Raw genomic sequence first — 17,542 nt, 5'->3', positions numbered from 1 at the left:
CGTTTTTGCGGTCTTGCTGGGTTCGGGTTTGTCCCGCTCGGCTGAAATTCCCACCGGCTGGGAGATCACGCTTGATCTGGTTCGCAGGGTGGCAACAGCCCAGGGCGTGGCTGACCAAGCAGATTGGGCCAAGTGGTACACCGCCATCACGGGTAAAGAGCCCAATTACTCAGACTTGCTGGAAGAGATTGCCAGCACGCCCGATGAGCGTCGTTCCATCTTGCACAGCTACATCGAGCCGACCGATGAAGAGCGTGAACAGGGCAAGAAAGTACCCACACCTGCGCACCACGCCATCGCCGCTTTGGTGCGTGCGGGCTTCATTCGCGTCATCATCACCACCAACTTTGACCGTTTGATGGAAAACGCCTTGCGTGAGCAAGGCATTGAACCCACGGTTGTCGCATCTGAAGACGCCCTGAAAGGCGCTGAGCCGCTGACTCACAGCCAGTGCTATTTGGTCAAGCTGCATGGCGACTACAAAGACGCCCGCATTTTGAACACCGATTCAGAGTTGAGCGTATACCCGGCCAGCTATGACCGACTCTTGGATCGCATCTTTGATGAACACGGGTTGATCGTTTGTGGTTGGTCCGGCGAGTGGGACCGTGCGCTGAAGGCCGCATTTCTCCGAACACACAACAGACGATATCCCGTTTATTGGGCGTTGCGAGGTGAAGCCGGGGAGGGTGCGCAAGCACTGATTCAGCACAGAGCGGCCAAGCAAGTTGCCATCAATGGCGCAGATGATTTTTTCAAGGGCCTGCAGCAGCGTGTTGAGACTTTGACCCAAAGCCAGCGCCAAAACCCACTCAGCATGGACTTGCTGATCAGCAGCACCAAGCGTTATTTGTCCAAGCCGGAGTACCGGATACAGCTGGATGATCTTTTTGCCGACGAGTCGAATCGATTGATGAACCAACTGGACGCCATTGGCTACTCGGGTTTTGGTGATTTGGACCAAGGTCAATTTCGAAAATTGATTGCAGGTTATGAGTCTGCGGTGGAGCCCCTGGCGCGCATGGCATCTGTCATGGGTCGTTGGGCAGATGGGCGAGATTTGCCAATGGTCATTGGGCTGGTGCGGAGCCTTGATCAACATGCCAGTAGATACGGAAGTGGCACAACGCATTTGCTGGCATTGCGACATTACCCCGCCGTGCTTATTTTTACCGCGTATTGCCTAGGCTTGACCCGCGCCGAGCGATGGCATGATTTGCATTCTTTCTTAAGCACTGAATTGCCAAGCCGAGGCGCAGACGCACGTACCTTGGTCTCTGAACTATTTCTGGATGCTTGGAGTGGTGGTGAGGATCGTAATTGGAAGCAACTTGAAGGCCTCGACAATAAAAAAATGCCCCTGAGCACCCATTTGCTGCAACTGATGACTGAGTGGCGCAAGAGCTTTGACGGAGTTGGTCTCCAATTCCCATTGTTGATGGGCCGTTTCGAAATGATGGCTTCTTTAGCTTATTTTGAATCCGAAGATCTAAGTCATTTGGAAGGGGCGTTAGTAGGCTACACCAATGTAGAGCGGCTTGCATTCATGCCTGTTGGGCGTGTTGCATTTGATTTTGATGTCCAGCGGCCGTTGGTACAAGAGTTGCAGTCACCCTCCATTAGGAAATCACTTTTGGATGCGGGTTTCGCGCAAGGCAGCGACCGCAAATTTGAATTATTTTTTGAAAATTTCAGCCGCTATTGTCAGTGGGTGAAATGGCGACGCTAAGGAATACTGTGAGCAAACAGAAACTGGAACTGACCTGGATTGGCAAAGAGAAGCGGCCGCAGTTGGAGCCGCGCATTTTGCTGGAAGATCCGGCGCGGTCGTATCACGCGAAGCAGCGGTTTTCGGATGCTGACATTTTTGACAACCGGCTGATCTTTGGGGACAACTTGTTGGCGCTCAAGGCGCTGGAGCAGGAGTTTGCGGGCAAGGTCAAGTGTGTGTTCATTGATCCGCCTTACAACACGGGCAGTGCGTTCACGCATTACGACGATGGTGTTGAGCACTCGATTTGGCTGGGTTTGATTCGGGATCGTTTGGAGATCATTCGTCGCTTGTTGGCAGAAGATGGTTCGTTGTGGATCACGATTGATGACAATGAAGCTCACTACCTTAAAGTGCTGTGTGACGAGATTTTTGGACGCTTAAATTTTGTTTCAAACGCAATTTGGCAGAAAAAATATACAGTTTCTAACGACTCAAAATGGTTGGCCGAAACTCATGATCATGTATTGATTTATGCACGCAATAAAGAGGGATGGCGTCCTAATCGACTTGGTCGGACTGCTGAAATGGATAGTAGATATAGAAATCCAGACCATCATCCGAAAGGAGCTTGGAAGGCCACGCCACTTTATGCCAAAAGAACTGGTTCCGAAAAAGAGCAAGCGTTCGAATTTGTCTTCAAAAATGGAGTTGTGTGGACGCCTCCAAAAGGTACCTCGCCGCGGTTTCCAGCAGATACGCTGAGAAAGATGGATAACAACAATGAGATCTGGTTTGGGAGTGACGGAAAGGCAAATCCATCGAGAAAAACCTTCCTCTCTGAACTGAAAATTTCCGACCCACCCGCTCCCACCATTTGGCTGCATACAGAGGTTGGTCAAAATCATGAAGCTCGTGAAGAAGTCAAAGCGATCAATCCGGATGACGCTTTTGCTACACCCAAGCCCGAACGGCTACTGCAAAGAGTGCTTCAGCTCGCCACAAATCCCGGCGACCTCGTCCTAGACTCCTTCGCCGGTTCCGGCACCACCGGCGCAGTCGCCCACAAAATGGGCCGCCGCTGGATCATGGTGGAGCTGGGTGAGCATTGCCATACGCACATCATTCCGCGCCTACAAAAAGTCATCGACGGCCAAGACCCTGGCGGCGTGACCGTGGCCACGGGCTGGAAAGGCGGCGGCGGTTTCCGCTATTACAGCCTGGCCCCCAGCCTGATCATCAACGACCGTTGGGGCAACCCGGTCATCAACCCCGAGTACAACCATGCTCAGCTGTCTGAGGCTTTGTGCAAGCTGGAGGCGTTTACCTATGCGCCATCTGAAACGCGTTGGTGGCAGCACGGCCATTCGAGCGAGCGTGACTTCATTGTTGTGACCACACAAAACCTGTCTGCCGACCAGCTGCAGGCCTTGGCCGACGAAGTGGGTGAAGAGCAAAGCCTGTTGGTGTGTTGTGCTGCGTACCACGGCGTGACGGCGGCCAAAGCATCTGAGCGCTGGCCGAATCTGACGCTCAAGAAAATTCCCAAGATGGTGCTCAGCCGCTGCGAATGGGGCCACGACGACTACAGCCTGAACGTGGCCAATTTGCCCATGGCGCAAGAAGAGCCTGTTGCCGCCCCTGCTGGCAAGTCCACTCGGGCCAAAAAACAAGCCGCGCCGCAGCCGGGTTTGTTTGGCGAGGATGAGGCATGAGCTTGCCGCCATTGACCCCAGTGCCTTCGCCCCAAGGCGAATTTTTGTTGTACCAGACCGAAGATGCACGTACCCGGGTGCAAATTCGGCTGACCGATGGTACGTTGTGGCTCACGCAAAAACAGCTGTCTGAGCTGTATCAGGTCTCGGTGCCCACCATCAATGGGCACTTGCGCACGATCTATAACGATGGCGAAGCGCAGGCTGAGCGAACTATTCGGAAATTCCGAATAGTTGCCCCGGAAGGCGCACGAACAGTAGAAAGGTTGACCGATCATTACAACCTGGATGTGGTGTTGCAGGTGGGCTACCGGGTGCGCTCGCACCGTGGCGCGCAGTTTCGCCGTTGGGCCACCGACTTGCTCAAGGCCTATTTGACCGATGGCGTGGCGCTGGACGATGCGCGCTTTAAAAATGGCCAAGATGCCGCTTACTTTGAGCGTTTGCTGGCGCGTATTCGCGACATTCGTTCGTCGGAAAAAGAGTTCTGGCGCAAGGTGTTGGACATATTTGCCACCAGCATCGACTACAGCGCCAACACCGAAGCGGCCCAGACGTTTTTTTCCACGGTGCAAAACAAGCTGCATTGGGCGGTGCATGGGCACACGGCCAGCGAGTTGGTGAGTTTGCGCGTGGATGCCACACAGCCCCATGTGGGGGCAACTAACTGGCCCGGACAGGCCAAGGGCCTGCCGATTCGGCTGGCCGATGTGAGTGTGGCCAAGAATTTTTTGACTGCTGAAGAGCTAGAGGCCCTGAACCGCATCGTGATGGCCTACATCGAAGTGGCCGAGCTGCAAGCCACCGCGCAGCAGCCCATGACGATGAACGACTGGCGCACGCAGTTGGACGATTTTTTGCGCCTGACGCGCAAGGAGATCCTGACCCACGCAGGCAAAGTCTCTGCGGCAGTGGCTAAAGCCAAAGCAGAAGCTGCTTATTCGCAGTACCAGCAACAAGCCGCGTTGGGCGCCAGCGCAGTGGAGCAGGATTTTGAAAAAGCGATTGCCCAGCCTGTCAAGCAGCTGAGTCAGACGATCAAACGCCAAACCAAAAACCATAAAAACAAAGGGAGCCAGGAATGAACGCACGCGTGCAACACCATGTGGCAGGTCGCTTGTCGCTGCGGCCACCGCAGGCCGAGTCGGTGGCCAAGCTGATCGCAGCTTTGAATGCCGCGCCCGAGTTGCTGGCCCACGATGTGGAGGGTCAGCCGCGTGATGTGGCGGAGATTTTGAACAGCCTGAAGGGCCAATTCGCCACGCTGGAAGACTTTGAGCGCGAGTTCCCTTCGTTGTGCTTTGCATTGGCCACGGGCGTGGGCAAGACGCGGCTGATGGGCGCGTTCATCGCTTATTTGCATTTGGCGCACGGCATCAACAACTTCTTCGTGCTGGCCCCCAACCTGACCATCTACAACAAGTTGATTGCCGACTTCACGCCCAACACGGCGAAGTATGTGTTCAAGGGCATTGCCGAGTTTGCACAGCAGCCCCCGCTGATCATCACGGGTGATAACTACGACCAGTCGGGTGCAGCTGTGGCCGATGCGCCCGCTGGCTTTGCGCACGATGTTCGCATCAACATTTTCAATATTTCGAAGATCAATTCCGAGGTGCGAGGCGGCAAGGAGCCGCGCATCAAGCGGATGAAAGAGGTGTTGGGCGACAGCTATTTCAACCACCTGGCCAATTTGCCGGACCTGGTGCTGCTGATGGACGAGTCGCACCGTTACCGCGCCAGCGCGGGTGTGCGCTCCATCAACGAGCTGCGGCCTTTGATGGGCCTGGAGGTCACGGCCACCCCGTTTGTTGAATCGACCAAAGGACCTGTGCCTTTCAAGAACGTGGTGATGGACTACCCGCTTGCCCGCGCCATGGAGGACGGCTTTGTGAAAGAGCCTGCCGTGGCCACCCAGCGCAACTTTGACGCCAAGGCGCACAGCGCCGAAGAGATTGAAAAGATCAAACTCGAAGACGGCGTGCGCTTGCACGAAAACACCAAGGTCGAGCTGCAGACCTATGCGCTGGACAACGGCGTGAAGCGCGTGAAGCCCTTCATGCTGGTGATCGCCCGCGACACCACGCATGCCGCGCAACTCAAAGACCTGATCGAGTCGCCCGCCTTTTTTGAAGGCCGCTACACCGGTAAGGTGATTCAGGTGGATTCAAGTCGCACGGGTGCGGAAGAGGAAGAAATGATTGCCCGCCTGCTGGCGGTGGAGAGCGTGGACGAGCCGACCGAGATCGTGATTCACGTCAACATGCTCAAAGAGGGCTGGGACGTGACCAACCTTTACACCATCGTGCCGCTGCGTGCGGCCAATGCCCGCACGCTGGTGGAGCAGTCCATTGGCCGGGGCTTGCGCTTGCCCTATGGCAAACGCACGGGCGTTGAGGTGGTGGACCGCCTGACCATCGTGGCGCACGACAAGTTTCAAGAGATCGTGGACGAGGCCAACAAGGGCGATTCGCCGCTCAAGCTCAAGACCATCATTCTGGAAGCGCCCAGCCAGGACGATCGCAAAGTGAGTGTGCAGGTGCAGTCGGGTGTGATGTCGGCTTTGGGTTTGGCGACTGCTACCCCGTCAGCGCCCGATCAAATCGCAGGCGATGGCAAAGCTGTGGACCCGGTTCAACCGGTGGCCAAGCCTTTGTTCACCACCGATGCCGAGCGCAACGCAGCGGTGATTGCTTTGCAGGTGATTGCCCAATACGAGGTCAAGCGCGACACGGTGCCCACCAGCGGCGCATTGCTCACGCCGACGGTGCAGGCACAGATCGTGGTCGAGGTGCAAGCCCGTTTGCAGCCCAAGCAGGGCGATGTGCTGGGCGATGCCGACAGCCAGGCGCATTTGCTGGACGTGGCCGCTGTGGTGGCCAAGACCGCCCAAGTGGTGGTGCAGCAGACCATTGATATTCCGCGCATTGCGGTGGTGCCTTCGGGTGAGGTGACGACGGGCTTTCATCCGTTCAAGCTGGATTTGAACGGTTTGCACTTGCAGCCCAGTGAGCGAGAAATCGTCATTCACAACTTGCAAAACAACAAGCAAAGCCATCTGGCTTCGCAAGCGGGCTTGAGAGAGTCTCGGCTGGCGGATTACATCGTTCGTGAGCTGGTCGAGTTCGACGACATTGATTACTTCACCCAAGCCGATCTGTTGTACGACCTGGCGGGACAGATGCTGACCCACTTGAAGACGTATTTGTCAGAAGAGTCGGACATCGTGAATGTGCTGGATGGTCATCGCCGCACGATTGCCAACGCCATTCATGCGCAAATGATGGCGAACTTTTGGGAAAAGGCCAGCAGCTACGAAGTGAAAGTCAGTCGTGGTTTTACCGAGTTGCGGCCTTGCAATTACACCGCTGCAGCTGGTCAGCCCGTTCAGTTGATCCGCGACACCTTGACCGAGGTCAGCAAAATTCGCCAGATGCTGTTTGGGGGCTTTGCCAAGTGTTTGTATCCACTGCAAAAGTTTGACTCAGACACCGAGCGTCGTTTTGCGGTGATTCTTGAGCGCAATGCGATCAAGTGGTTCAAACCCGCCAAAGGACAGTTCCAGATTTTTTACAAGCTGGGCGCCGAACAGCCTGAATACATTCCGGACTTTGTGGTCGAGACCGATCAGTTCATTCTGATGGCCGAGACCAAGTCCAAAGACGATATGAAAGACGGTGAAGTGAAGGCCAAGGCCGATGCGGCTGTGCAATGGTGCAAGCACGCGTCGGACTATGCGCAGTCGGTCGGCGGCAAGCCTTGGAAATACTTGCTGGTGCCGCATGATGGTGTGCGCGAAGACAAGCGCTTGGTGGACTATTTGCAGTATCAGCAGGTATGACGGTATGCAGGTTATTTACCGGCTCCGCGATGATCAGCCTTTATTGACATCGTTTCAAAGGAGGGCCCAAGAGAGGCCCTCTGCGTCAGATTTGAAGTACGGTTTGCATGGTTCGGCTGAATGGTGGGCAAGCATCGACAGTGGTGCATTGAAAACGCAAACGGTTCGAGGCGTGGTTCGCGGCTTGTGGCTCGGCCAATGGTATTGCGGTCCGGCACAGTTTGAAATGGAGCTTGCAGATGGCAGCTTGTTTGGAGGGCTGTGTTGCGTTGAACCAGAGGTCGCCTCTGAAGTTTTCAACTTGGGTCGATTGGCCGAAGTGGATTTGGTGACTGTGGATGCTTACACCTTGAATGGTGAATTGAGACAGATAGATGATTGGCTGGAGTTGAGGTTGGGCGATATGTCGCCAAATCCCGTGAGCCCCTTGCCACATTCAGAGGAAAATTTTGGTCGATTTTCAAAAATGCGACAGCAGAAGAAAATCATTGCTCCTGAAGTCTCATCTGTGCCACCTGACTCAGTATCACTATTAGATGGCGTTAAAAATTGGCTTGTATCGCTGCGCTTGATACTGGAGCAGTGGGTTAAAAAATTAGGCTAAAAATAACCGCTGGGCCGTGACCAAGAGCTGCGCCAATGCTTCTGGCGCATCGGCCGCAATCACATGGCGGCTGTCCATGCTGCGCAACCAGGTGATCTGCCGTTTGGCCAGTTGGCGGGTGGCAAAGATGCCGCGTTCGCAAATTTCGGCTTCGCTCCAGCCTTCATCCAAACCTTGCCAGGCCTGGCGATAGCCCACGCAGCGCATGGCGGGCAGGTCTGGGTTCAAGTCGCCGCGTGCACGCAGTTGGCGAACTTCGTCCAGAAAGCCTTGCGCCATCATCAGCTCAAAGCGCTGGGCAATGCGCTCGTGCAACCATGTTCGGTTCACCGGCTCCAGACTCAGCACTGGGATGCGCCAACTGGGCGCTGCGGCTTTGGCGCTTTGGTGAAAGGACGACAGGGTCTGGCCGGTGGCGGTCCACACTTCCAAAGCGCGGCCCACACGCTGGCTGTCGCCGGGGGCCAGGCGGGCGGCGGTCACCGGGTCCACCTGCATCAACTCGGCATGCAGGGCGGCCCAGCCCACTTGCTCGGCTCGGGCCTGAATGGCTTCGCGCACTTGCGGGTCGGCGGCGGGGATGTCGTTCAGACCTTCGAGCAGGGACTTGAGGTAGAGCATGGTGCCGCCCACCAGCAGCGGGGTACGGCCACGGCCTCTAATTTCGCCGATCAGGCGCGTGGCATCTTTGGCAAATTCGGCGGCGCTGTAGCTTTGCAGCGGGTCGATGGTGTCAATCAGGTGGTGCGGTACGGCCGCCAACTCTTCGCGGCTCGGTTTGGCGGTGCCGATGTCCATGCCCCGGTAGACCAGGGCCGAATCGACGCTGATGATTTCTGCGCCGCCTTGTGTGTTCAGTTGTTGCGCCAGAGCCAGGGCCGCTGCGGTTTTGCCGCTGGCCGTGGGGCCAACGATGGCGATGGCGTCGATGGGGCGCTTCATGACTGGGCTTCGGGCAGGACAGCCGTGTGGACAACGGCGGGCCGCCCGTGGCGCTGTACAGCGGTCCAGGCAATCAGGCTCACGCACACACTCCACAGCAGCATGCCGTGCACCATCGAAAACAAAGGGGTCTCCATGTGCCAGCCCAGCCAGCCGCTCATGCCGAAAGCCCCCAGCATCATGATGAAGCCATTGAGGGCCGAGGCCGTGCCCGCCCGGGCCGGAAAGGGGGCCACCGCACCGCTTTGGCTGCAGGGCATGTTGACGCCGTGACCCACCATGTAAATGCACACGGGCAGCATCACCGCCCAGGGCCCGTACCAGGCCTGCCCCTGGCCCGCATAGGCCAGCACAGCCTCCAGCACGCCGCCGCTCAGGGTGAACACCGCCGCTGCGGCCATGGTGCGCTGCACGCTGGTGCGCTTGAGCATCCAGCGGCACCAGAAGGTGCCCAGGATGTAGGCCAGCGACATGCTGAGCATGAGGAAGCCGTAGGCGGTTTTGCTCAAGCCCATTTCCCGGATGAAGACGAAAGACGAACTGGCCAGGACCGTGAACAGGCCCAAGAAGGTGGTGGTGGACATGGCGCACCAGGTGAGGAAGCTGGGGTGGCGCAAGATGTCCCGGTTCGAGCGCAGGATGGAGCGCCAGGCCAGGGCATGGGGATCGGGGCGCGCCAGGGTTTCTTCAAAACGCCAATACAGCAAGAGCCAGGTGGCCAGACCAAAAAGCGCCACACTCAGCAGCGCCAAGCGCCACCCCAGCCAGTCGGTCAAGATGCCCCCCACGGGGCCGCAAGCGCAGGCGATGATGCCCAGCCCGGTGAGGGCTTGCGACATGGCGTGCGCACCTTGTGCGGGCTGAAACAGGTCACGCACCACGGCGCGGGCGGTCATGACCCCTGCGCCCAGCGCGATGCCTTGCAAGGCCCGGGCGGCTATCAGCCAGTCAATGCTGGGGGCCAGCACACAGGTCACCGAAGCCAGGACATAGGCGCCAATGCCCCAGAGCAAAATCGGGCGTCGGCCAAAGCGGTCAGACAGCGGCCCCCACACCAACTGCGACAGACCAAAGGCCAGCAGCATGGCCGACAGCGTCAGTTGAGACTGGCCCATGCTGGCGGCCAGATCCCGGCTGAGGACAGGCAAGGCGGGCAGGTACATGTCGGTGCTGACGGCCTGCATGCCCAGCAGCAGGGCGAGGATGAGCACCGTGAGGGCTTGGGACATGCCCTGGCGTTTTGCCACGGCCTGTGTGGGTTGATGCGGTTGATGGGGTGAGGGCGTCATCAACGGCCCCGCAAGAACAGAGCATCCAGATCGCGCATGCTCATCTGCCGCCAGGTGGGGCGGCCATGGTTGCATTGGTCGGAGCGCTCGGTCTCTTCCATTTGGCGCAGCAGGGCGTTCATTTCATCGAGCGTCAGGCGGCGGTTGGCGCGCACTGCCCCGTGGCAGGCCATGGTGGCGAGGATCTCGTTTTGGGCGCGCTGCACCACGGTACTGGCATCGTGTTGCGCCAGTTCGGCCAGCACGCTGCGGGCCAGTTCGACCGCATCGCTTTGGGCCAGGCTGGTGGGCACGGCGCGCACAGCCAGGGTCTTGGCCGACAGGGGCGAGATTTCCAGGCCCAACTGGGCCAGCACTTCTGCGCAGCTCTCGGCGGTGGCCACTTCGGTGGGGTTGGCGGCAAAGGTGGCCGGGATCAGCAGCGGCTGGCTCGCGATGCGCGGGCCTTCGTCGTCGGAGGTGTTGAGCTGGTTTTTCAGGCGCTCGTAAACGATGCGCTCGTGCGCCGCGTGCATGTCCACCACCACCAGACCTTGCTTGTTTTCGGCCAGGATGTAGACGCCGTGCAGCTGGGCCACAGCGCGGCCCAGGGGCCAATCGCCTTCCGGCAGGGGTGTGGGGGCGGGCGATGGCGCGTCTTGTTCAATCGTTGCGGCCAGCATGGGCTCGGTCCGTGGGGCCGGTTGCCACCTGGGGGGCTCGGGTTCTTGAGCTTGCGTCTGGCGCTCGGGCGGGTTCCATAAGGCTTTGAGATCGGCCATGGCCTGCTCGCCGTCCACGCGGTGGCGCACAAAGTCTGCCGGTTTGTAGCTTGGCGCGGAAAAAGTCGATGGTCCGGGACGCGTCTCAAAAGCCATGCCGCCTTGTTGCCAGCTGGCCGATTCGGGCAGGGCTTTGGGGGCGGGGGCTTTCAGGTCGAAGTCGCTGGTGGCCTCTGTGGCTGCATCGCTCAGGTTTTGCGAACGCGGTGCGGCCAGGGCGTTCTCGATGGCATGGCGTACGGCCTGGTGTACCGCCCGACTGTCCCTGAATCGCACTTCGATCTTGGTCGGGTGCACGTTCACATCCACCAGCGTCGGGTCGATCTGCATGAACAGCGCATAGGCCGGTTGTTTGTGCCCGTGCAGCACGTCTTCGTAAGCGCTGCGCGCGCCGTGCATGACCACCTTGTCACGCACAAAGCGGCCGTTCACATAGGCAAACTGGTGGTCGGGGCGTGAGCGGGCGGCGTCGGGCAGACCGGCGCGGCCAATCACTTTGAGTGGTCCAGCGTTGTATTCGACCGCGATGGACTGCGCCACGAACTCTTCGCCCAGCACATCGGCCAGGCGCTGCTCCAGGCCTGCCGTGCCAGGGTGCACGCGCCACTGCTCGACCAGCTTGCCTTCGTGCCAGATGGCAAAGCCCACGTCGGGGCGGGCCAGGGCGTGGCGGCGCACGGCCTCGATGCAATGCGCCAGCTCGGTGCTGTCGCTTTTCAAAAACTTGCGGCGGGCAGGGGTCGAAAAAAACAACTCCTTGACCTCCACCGTGGTGCCCACAGCGCGGGCGGCGGGGCGTATTTCGCCGGTGCGGCCATCCAGCGCAAACGCGGTGGGCTGGCCGTCCATGCGCGAGAGCAGGGTGAGTTCGGACACCGAATTGATGGCCGCCAGCGCCTCGCCCCGAAAACCCATGGTCATCACCGATTCCAGCTCATCGAGGTTGCCGATCTTGCTGGTGGCGTGGCGTTTGAGGGCGGTGGCCAACTCGTCCGGGGCAATGCCGCCGCCGTCGTCTTCGACCGAAATCTGGCGGGTGCCGCCCCCCATCAGGCGCAAGGTGATGCTTTGCGCGCCCGCGTCCATGGCGTTGTCCACCAGCTCGCGCACGACCGAAGCAGGCCTCTCGACCACCTCGCCTGCGGCAATCTGGCTGATCAGTTCATCGGGGAGTTCGCGGATGGGGCGGCGCGCGGAAGCCGGGCTTTGTTGGGAGGTCACCGTCCGATTTTAGGGCTTGGGCAGGGATAATCACGGGATGGACATCCTTTTGCAACTCCTCGATTTCATCCTCCACGTCGACCGCTACTTGGAGGCCTTTGTAGGCCAGCACGGCGCTTGGGTTTACGCCCTCTTGTTCGTGATCATCTTTGTGGAGACCGGCCTGGTGATCATGCCGTTCTTGCCGGGCGATTCGCTGCTCTTCATCGTCGGCGCGCTGTGCGGGGCCGATTTGCTGAACCTGCCTTTGACGATTGTTTTGCTGCTGGCGGCCGCCATTTTGGGCGACCAGACGAACTACAGCATCGGGCGTTACTTTGGTCCCAAGGTTTTTAAATGGGACAACTCCCGCTTTTTCAACCGCCAGGCCTTCATGCAGGCCAACGCCTTTTATGAAAAGTACGGCGGCATCACCATCATCCTGGCGCGCTTCATGCCCTTCATCCGCACCTTTGTGCCCTTTGTGGCCGGCGTGGCCGAGATGACGCGCCACAAATTCACGATGTTCAACGTGGTGGGCGGCGTCATCTGGGTGGTGGGCCTGACGCTGGCCGGCTACTTGTTTGGCAACTTGCCCTTTGTGCAGACGCATCTGTCCAAGATCATCTGGGCCCTGATCTTCGTGCCGGGCTTGATCGCTGTGTTTGGCGCTTGGCGGGCGCGCAAAGCGGGGTGATCAAAACGCCATAGACCCAGTCTGCACAGGCTGGTCATCACGCACGGAATGCGGGATCCATCGGTCTCGCCAGCTTGGACCCGGGGTTTTCGCTCGGGGTGACATGCCTGGTGGCTTTTAAAACGCCAGCACTTCAGCGCTTGTAGGTGGTTGGCAGCCTTGGCGGGGGCCTTGGGCAAGGCAAATCAGTTTGTTATGCGAGGGGTTTGTGGGCAGCCGAGTGGATGGCGCCAATCAGATCGGCCTTGTTTGTGTCATCCAGCGCGCAGCCGTGCTGGAGGCTGCACCAGGGCTGAGCGGAAGATTCATTTTGGTTACATGGTCAGCTTGAAAGCGATTTTTCTGTTTTTATTCAAGACAATCGCATGACTCTTTGAACCAAGGACCCCAAGGAATATCATGAACAAGTATCTGCAACGGCTGAGTGTGTTGCTTGTGGCTTTAGGCCTGCTCACCGGTTCTGCTATGGCACAGGGCACCCTGCGCAACGAAGTGATCAAGCCTTTGGCAGCCGCGCAAGAAGCGATCAAGAACAACCAAAACGATCAAGCCTTGGGTTTGCTGCGCGATGCTTTGGCGGTGCCCCAGCTCACAGCGAACGAGAAAAACATGATCTCGCGCACGCAAGCGGTGGCGGCCTTGCGTGCTCAAAAATGGGCCATCGCCATTGAGGCCTTGGAGTCTTTGGTGACTTCAGCCGATGTGCCACAAGCGGACAAACGGCCTTTGCTCGAGTCCTTGATCAATGCCAGTTTGCAAACAAAGGACGATGCACGCGTTGTGAAATGGGCTCGGCAATATGTGCAAGATGGGGGCGCCAATCCCGCAGTCCATCTGGCCTTGTTGCAGGCCTTGGCGGCCTCCGGGCAGCACGCAGAAGTGGTGAGTGTCATGCTGGCCAAAATCCGCCTGGATGCTTCGACCGCAAAGAAAACACCCGAGCCTGAACTTCGCACATTGGCTGTCAGCTACCGCCAGCTCAAGGACGATGCCGGGTACATGAGCACCCTCAAGCAGTTGTTGTCGAACTACCCCAGCAAGGCCTATTGGGCCGAAGTGATCGGTCGCATGTCGCAGCAAGCGGGTTTGAACACCCGACTGGAGTTGGACCTGTACCGCCTGTTGGAGCAAACGGACAACATGGAAGATGCCGCTGAATACATGGAAATGGCCTCATTGGCTTTGAAGGCCGGCTTGCCTTCTGAGTCTGTCCGCGTCATCACCAAGGGCTTTGCGGCAGGCGTCTTGGGCAAAGGCGCTGAGGCTGCAGCGCACGCCAAGTTGCGTACAGATGCCCAGAAAAAAGTCCAGGAAGACGACGCCTTGTTTGCACAGCTGGAGAAATCGGCCAAAGACGGTGCTTCATGGGCGGCGGTAGGCGATGTCCATTTTTCCCGGCAAAACTGGTCGGCTGCGAACGCGGCCTACGCCAAGGCGATGGATTTGGGTGGTCTGCGGCGTGAACACGAAGTGCGTTTGCATGCCGCCATCAGCTTGGTTCAAGCCGACCAAAAGGGCTCGGCTCGTCAGCAATTGGCTTTGGTGAGTGGCGATGCCACGGCCGTCGAATTGGCCGCTTTGTGGGCGATTTGGGCGCGCTGAACAGGGGTCCAGAAGCAGGCTGAAGTACTGGCCTAGCCCTGGCCATTGAAAACAAGTACAAACCCTATTGCAATCGATTGCAAAGTCAGATAAATTGGGGCATTGCATTTTTGCTGCTGCGCGCAGTGCTTTTCTCTCAAAGACCGATGACCTCCATCAGAACTACACCGCCCACTTTGTCGATCTCCCAGATCGTGCAAATGAACATCGGCTTTTTGGGCTTGCAATTCAGCTTTGGCTTGCAGCAAAGCAATATGAGCCCAATCTACAGCTACCTGGGCGCGGATGAGGCTGCATTGCCCTTGCTCGCACTGGCAGGGCCGGTCACAGGCTTGTTGGTGCAGCCGATTGTGGGTGCCATGAGTGATCGGACCACATCGCGCTGGGGGCGGCGCACGCCATATTTTTTCATTGGTGCAGTGCTGTGTTCGCTGTCATTGCTGGCCATGCCTTACAGCGCAGCACTGTGGATGGCGGCCAGTTTGCTTTGGATTTTGGATGCGGCCAACAACATCACCATGGAGCCCTATCGCGCCTATGTGAGCGACCGCCTGCCCAAGGAACAACACGCATTGGGTTACCTGACGCAAAGCGCCTTCACGGGATTGGCACAAACACTGTCGTACCTCGCGCCATCCATCATGGTGTGGATGGGCATGAACAAGGATGCGGTGGGGGGAAACCACATCCCTCAAATCACACAAGTGGCGTTCATCATCGGCGCCTTGCTGTCGGCATCCACCATTGCATGGTCCATCTGGAAGGTCCCGGAGTTGCCCTTGTCTGCACAAGAAATGGCGGTATTGAAGGCCAAGCAGCAAGGCTGGCTCAGCACGCTCAAAGAGATTGCGCAAGCTATCCAAGAAATGCCACAAGCCATGCGGCAGTTGGCGTGGATGAAGCTGTTCCAGTGGTACGCCATGATGTGCTACTGGCAATACGTCACCTATGCCATCGCCCGCAACCTGTTTGACACGTCCGACCCCACCAGCACGGGCTTTCGCGACGCGGTCTTGGTCAACGGACAAATTGGTGGTTTCTACAACGCAGTGGCGTTTGTGGCTGCTCTGGCCATGGTGCCGTTCACGCGCCGCTGGGGCGCCGGAAAGATGCATGCCTTGTGTTTGGTCGCTGCGGGACTGGGCATGATGACCATTCCTCACATCCAAAGCCAAGCCCTCTTGTTCCTGCCCATGATTGGCGTGGGTCTGGGTTGGGCCAGCATCATGGGCAACCCCTATGTCATGTTGGCCAGGAGCATCCCAGCGGAGCGAACAGGTGTTTACATGGGCATTTTCAACATGTTCATTGTGATTCCGATGCTCATCCAGGGCGTGACCTTGCCCCTGATTTACCACCCTCTCTTGGGGGGGGATCCTCGCAACGTCTTGGTGCTGGCCGGTGTGTTGCTCGTGTTGGCTGCGTTGGCCACTTTGCGGGTCAAAGTCCCCGTTGAAAACCCAACAACTTCAGCCTGAAGCTGTTGGCATGACTTGTCGTTTGAAATTGATGTCTCAGAAAAATGCGTAACGAAGTTCAATTGATCACCTATGTTGACCGCTTTGGCGGTCAGACCTTGACACAACTGCAGGAGCTCATCACTGGGCCGTTGAAGGGTGCAGTGGGTGGCGTTCATTTGCTGCCGTTCTTTTACAAAATAGATGGAGCCGATGCGGGCTTTGACCCCATTGACCACACCCGCGTAGACGACCGCTTGGGCGACTGGAAAGACATTGCCAACCTGTCTGAACAAATGGGCGTGATGGCCGACGTGATCGTCAACCACATGTCTTCGGAATCCCCTCAGTTCCTGGACTATTCCCAAAAGGGCAGTGCCTCTGAATACGACGGCCTGTTTTTGACGATGGAGTCGGTCTTCCCGAACGGCGCGACCGAAAAGGACTTGCTTGCGGTTTACCGCCCACGTCCCGGCATGCCCTTTACGGTGACCACACTGGCCAATGGCGAGCGCCGTTTACTCTGGACCACCTTCACGCCCCAGCAGATCGACATCGATGTGCACACACCAGCAGGCAAGGCCTATCTGGAATCCATCTTGCAAAAACTCTCGCAAAGCGGCGTCACCATGGTGCGCCTGGATGCGGTGGGTTATGCCATCAAGAAGGCGGGGACGAATTGCTTCATGATGCCCGAGACCTTTGACTTCATCAAAGCTTTTGCGCAGCGTGGCCGTGAGTTGGGTCTGGAAGTGCTGGTGGAAATCCACTCGTACTACAAGCGCCAGATGGAAATCGCCCAGCAGGTGGACTGGGTCTATGACTTCGCTTTGCCGCCATTGGTCTTGCATGCATTGGAATTCGGTCGCAGTGGTCCATTGCTGGACTGGATTGCGCAACGACCCAACAACGCGGTGACGGTGCTCGATACACACGATGGCATCGGCATCATCGACATCGGCGCAGACGCAACGGATCGCGTCAATCATCCCGGTCTGGTGCCACCCCATGAGCTGGACGAGTTGGTGGAGCGCATGCACCGCAACTCGAACAATCAAAGCCGTCAGGCCACCGGTGCAGCTGCTTCCAACCTGGATCTGTACCAAGTCAACTGCACCTTCTTTGATGCGCTGGGTCGCAACGAATCTGCCTACCTGGTGGCGCGTGCGATTCAGTTCTTTGTGCCAGGCATTCCACAGGTGTATTACGTGGGCTTGCTGGCGGGTGAAAACGACATGGAGTTGTTGGCGAAAACCAAAGTGGGTCGCGACATCAACCGCCACTACTACTCGCGCGAAGAGGTGCTGCGCGATTTGAACAAACCCGTCGTCAACCGCTTGCTCGATTTGATGCGTTTGCGTAACAGCCATCCGGCCTTTGGCGGGGCATTCAGCAGCGCAGCGTCTGCCGCAAACCAGTTGACTTTGAACTGGCAAAACGGGGCTGCATACGCCCGACTTGAAATCGATTTGTCGACCAAGTCAGGCCGTATCATCCACGGCCTCGATGTGGATGAAGTGGTGGTGTTTGAATTGCGTTGAATAGCAGTTCATCAATAATTAGAAAAGCCAGTCAGTGATCTGACTGGCTTTTTTCATGGTGCGCCCGGCACGGGCGCACTCTTGGAGGTGCAAGTCCTCCCGTAAGTTGATCACAGCGAACGAAGCGAAGCGCAACTGCATGAGGGTGACCGAGTGTGGGAAGGAAGCGTGGAGCGAAACTG

The 17,542-nt window shown here is 58.0% G+C and carries 12 protein-coding genes; 9 read left to right on the top strand and 3 right to left on the bottom strand.

Going from position 1 to position 17,542, the window contains the following annotated elements:
- Positions 1–175 precede the first annotated feature (175 nt).
- From B9Z51_RS00060 to B9Z51_RS00040, 5 genes are read left to right on the top strand one after another with little or no spacing between them, the layout of a single operon-like run.
- Positions 176–1,729: an SIR2 family protein gene (locus B9Z51_RS00060; RefSeq protein ID WP_233254763.1), complete on the top strand. Its 1,554-nt coding sequence runs from the start codon at positions 176–178 to the stop codon at positions 1,727–1,729.
- An 8-nt stretch (positions 1,730–1,737) separates the two neighbouring features.
- Entirely contained in the window at positions 1,738–3,426 is a 1,689-nt protein-coding gene (locus B9Z51_RS00055; RefSeq protein ID WP_108370766.1) for a site-specific DNA-methyltransferase, read from the top strand.
- Positions 3,423–4,511: a RhuM family protein gene (gene rhuM / locus B9Z51_RS00050; RefSeq protein ID WP_108370764.1), complete on the top strand. Its 1,089-nt coding sequence runs from the start codon at positions 3,423–3,425 to the stop codon at positions 4,509–4,511. The genes B9Z51_RS00055 and rhuM overlap by 4 nt, the downstream gene beginning before the upstream one ends.
- Positions 4,508–7,267, top strand: a complete 2,760-nt coding sequence (locus B9Z51_RS00045) for a DEAD/DEAH box helicase family protein (RefSeq protein WP_108370762.1) — start codon at positions 4,508–4,510, stop codon at positions 7,265–7,267. The genes rhuM and B9Z51_RS00045 overlap by 4 nt, the downstream gene beginning before the upstream one ends.
- A 4-nt stretch (positions 7,268–7,271) precedes the next feature.
- A complete protein-coding gene (locus tag B9Z51_RS00040) occupies positions 7,272–7,871 on the top strand; it encodes a hypothetical protein (RefSeq protein ID WP_108370760.1) in 600 nt (199 codons plus the stop codon).
- Here B9Z51_RS00040 and miaA read toward each other — a convergent pair.
- Genes miaA through mutL form a run of 3 tightly spaced genes read right to left on the bottom strand, consistent with a single transcriptional unit; the run spans position 7,863 to position 12,084 of the window.
- Complete coding sequence (gene miaA, locus B9Z51_RS00035; protein WP_108370758.1) at positions 7,863–8,813, bottom strand: tRNA (adenosine(37)-N6)-dimethylallyltransferase MiaA; 951 nt, start codon at positions 8,811–8,813, stop codon at positions 7,863–7,865. The genes B9Z51_RS00040 and miaA overlap by 9 nt on opposite strands.
- Entirely contained in the window at positions 8,810–10,042 is a 1,233-nt protein-coding gene (locus B9Z51_RS00030; RefSeq protein ID WP_108372554.1) for a multidrug effflux MFS transporter, read from the bottom strand. The genes miaA and B9Z51_RS00030 overlap by 4 nt, the downstream gene beginning before the upstream one ends.
- 59 nt (positions 10,043–10,101) lie before the next feature.
- Positions 10,102–12,084 (bottom strand): DNA mismatch repair endonuclease MutL, encoded by a 1,983-nt coding sequence (gene mutL, locus B9Z51_RS00025; protein WP_108370756.1) that lies wholly within the window; start codon positions 12,082–12,084, stop codon positions 10,102–10,104.
- A gap of 37 nt (positions 12,085–12,121) precedes the next feature.
- Between mutL and B9Z51_RS00020 the strand changes: the two genes are divergently transcribed.
- The 4 genes from B9Z51_RS00020 (at position 12,122) to gtfA (ending at position 17,360) form a co-directional block, all read left to right on the top strand.
- Positions 12,122–12,760 (top strand): DedA family protein, encoded by a 639-nt coding sequence (locus B9Z51_RS00020; RefSeq protein ID WP_108370754.1) that lies wholly within the window; start codon positions 12,122–12,124, stop codon positions 12,758–12,760.
- A 399-nt stretch (positions 12,761–13,159) separates the two neighbouring features.
- A complete protein-coding gene (locus B9Z51_RS00015) occupies positions 13,160–14,362 on the top strand; it encodes a hypothetical protein (protein ID WP_108370753.1) in 1,203 nt (400 codons plus the stop codon).
- 146 nt (positions 14,363–14,508) lie between these two features.
- Positions 14,509–15,840 carry an MFS transporter gene (locus tag B9Z51_RS00010; RefSeq protein ID WP_108370751.1) on the top strand — a complete coding sequence of 444 codons (1,332 nt, stop codon included), beginning with the start codon at positions 14,509–14,511 and terminating at the stop codon, positions 15,838–15,840.
- 44 nt (positions 15,841–15,884) lie between these two features.
- Positions 15,885–17,360 carry a sucrose phosphorylase gene (gtfA, locus tag B9Z51_RS00005; RefSeq protein ID WP_108370749.1) on the top strand — a complete coding sequence of 492 codons (1,476 nt, stop codon included), beginning with the start codon at positions 15,885–15,887 and terminating at the stop codon, positions 17,358–17,360.
- The last annotated feature ends 182 nt before the right edge of the window (positions 17,361–17,542 follow it).

This window comes from Limnohabitans sp. T6-5 (assembly GCF_003063315.1).
Taxonomy (GTDB): Bacteria; Pseudomonadota; Gammaproteobacteria; order Burkholderiales; family Burkholderiaceae_C; genus Limnohabitans_A.
The sequence above is the reverse complement of the archived record's forward strand: the minus strand, read 5'-3'. Positions and strand labels throughout refer to the sequence as shown.